Here is a 2,586-nt window from a genome sequence, read left to right as displayed (position 1 = left end):
GCGGCCTTCGGGAGGAGTGCGTGAGGCGCCAGAGGGGACGCCTCAGGGGGAATCACATCACCCCATCACGCGTTCGGGCTGCTCGTAGACGTAGACGCGCGGAAGGTCGCCCTTCCACTTCTCCACTTCAACGAGGGCGGTCGAGGCGATGTTGCCGCAGGCGAGCGACGACGTCGGCACGTCCATCGTGAGGGTGTTGGAGTTGCCGTGCACGTCGATGCGGCGGCCGTTGACGTCCATGGGCGCAAACCACGCGCCGTGGTGCACCACGACGACGCCGGGCATCACGCGGTTGGTGACGTAGGCGCCCGCAAGGAGCGCGCCGCGCTTGTTGCTCACGAGCACGACGTCGCCCGCCTTGATGCCGCGGGCCTCGGCGTCCTGCGGATTGATCCAGCAGGGCTCGCGGTCCTCGATGTTGGCGAAGTTGTGGCTCGTCGTGCCGTCCAACTGCGAGTGCATGCGGTAGCGGCTCTTGCAGGCCATGAGGGCGAGCGGCGTCGCCTTCGTCTTCGTGTTGACGCCTTCGGACGGGACGAAGTAGGCCGGGTGCCCGAGGCAGTCCTTGTAGCCGTAGCCCGCGATCTTGGGCGAGAAGAGCTGGATGAGGCCGCTTTCCGTCGAGAGCGCATGGCCCTTCGGGTCGTTCCTGAAGTCCTCGAAGGCGACGAAGTTGCGGTCCTTCTCCTTCACGTCGAAGAGGAAGTAGCCCTTCTTCCAGAAGTCGTCGAAGTCGGGAAGCGCGACGCCGATCCGATCGCCCATCTTCTTCGCGTCGCCGTAGAGGCGCTTGATCCAGCCCATCTCGTCGAGGCCCTCGGTGTAGGCGTCCTTGAAGCCGAGACGGTCGGCGAGCTCGGAGAAGATCCAGTAGTCGGGCTTGGACTCCCACTGCGGCTCGATCGCCTGCTGCATCGCAACGAGGCCGTCGTTCGAGTAGGTGCCGATGTTGGTGATGTCGTTGTGCTCGAAGACCGTGCAGGCAGGAAGCACGATGTCGGCGTGGCGCGCCGTCGCGGTCCAAACGGTGTCGGTGACCACCACCGTGTCCGGGCGCTTCCAGGCGCGCTCGAGGCGCATCGTCTCAGGCTGATGGGCGTACGGATTGCCGCCCGCCCACATCACGAGCTTCACCTCCGGATAGGTGACCTTCGTGCCGTTGAAGTCGATCGTCTTGCCCGGGTTCTCAAAGCAGTCCACGAAGCGCGCGACCGGAATGGTCTTGCTTCCCTTCCAGGGCACGGTCGGTTCCTTCACGGGCTTCACGGCGCTCGAGACGCCGCCCAGGAAGGGGCCGAACGCCATGGGCGAGCCGCCGTTCGAGTACTGATAGTTCGTGCCGATGCCGCCGCCCGGGAGACCGATCTGCCCGAGCGCGGCCGCGAGCGCAAAGCCCATCCAGTGGGACTGTTCGCCGTACTGAATGCGCTGGATGCCCCAGCCCATCATGATCATCGTGCGGTGGCTCTGGAGTTCGTGCGTGAGGCTCTTGATGCGCTCGGCCGGGACGCCGCATTCCTGCGCGGCCCATTCCGGGGTCTTTTCGACGCCGTCGGTCTTGCCCATCACGTAGTCGCGGAGCTCCGGCCAACCGTAGGTGCACTTGGCGAGGAACGCCTCGTCGGCCTTCTTCGTGACGACGAGCTCATGAATCATGCCGAGCATCATCGCGCAGTCCGTGCCCGGACGCGGGGCGATCCATTCGCTGCCGAGGAACTCGGCCGTGTCGGTTTCAATCGGGTTGATCGAGATGGTCTTCGTGCCCTTGGCCTTGAGCGCACGGAAGTAGCCGCTCGCGTTGTGCAGGGTCGTGAGCCAGTCGACGTCGTTCGTGACGAGCGGATCCGCACCCCAAAGAACCACGCGTTCGCTCTTCTCGAGAACCACGTCCCAGGACGTCGAGCGCGGGTCGCCCGTGCCCACCACGTAGGGGAGAATGCGGCTGATCGCGGCGGTGGAATAACTGTTGATGCACTGGATGAAGCCGCCGCGGAGATTCAAAAGACGCTGCTGAAGATTGATGGCGGCGTTCACCTTTCCGGTGCTCATCCAGCCGTAGGAGCGACCGAAGACGGCCGAGGGGCCGTAGTTGTCGTAGACGCGGTTCATCTCCTTGGCGACGAGGTCGAGCGCAACGTCCCACGTGACGCGCACGAACTTCTCTTCGCCGCGCTTCTCACGGCTCGCGGGCCCGTTCTTCAAATAGCCTTCGCGGACCATCGGGTAGCGGATGCGCGAGGGCGTGTAGGGCAGTTCGCGCAGGCCTTCGAGGTTCATCGACGGCGCATAGTCGTGCTCGAAGGGCGTGAGGTCCATGATCTTGCCGCCCATGACGTGACCGCGCACGACGCCCCAGCGGGCGGCCGTGATGAAGCGGTATTCGTTCAAGGGCGAACGGCCGAGCGAGAGCGAGTTCGTGAGCTTCAGACCTTCGGCGTCCTGAATGGGGAGAGGATCGGGCGCAAACTGCGCACCGCTCTTCGTCGCGGCGGAATAGCCCTCGCGGGCGGCCGAAGCGGCGGCCTTCTTCGCCTCAGCGGCCTGAGCCGAGGCGGCCGGGAGCACCGCGGCGGCGGTGCCGAGCGC

At 65.5% G+C, this 2,586-nt stretch carries 1 protein-coding gene; it reads right to left on the bottom strand.

The features are described from left to right. Window positions 1-57: 57 nt before the first annotated feature. Window positions 58-2,586, bottom strand: a 2,529-nt coding sequence (locus ACT6Y9_RS10320) for a molybdopterin-dependent oxidoreductase (protein WP_443744469.1), incomplete at its 5' end; no start/stop codon positions are given.

The organism is Sutterella sp. (assembly GCF_052272535.1).
Taxonomy (GTDB): Bacteria; Pseudomonadota; Gammaproteobacteria; order Burkholderiales; family Burkholderiaceae_F; genus Sutterella.
The sequence above is the reverse complement of the archived record's forward strand: the minus strand, read 5'-3'. Positions and strand labels throughout refer to the sequence as shown.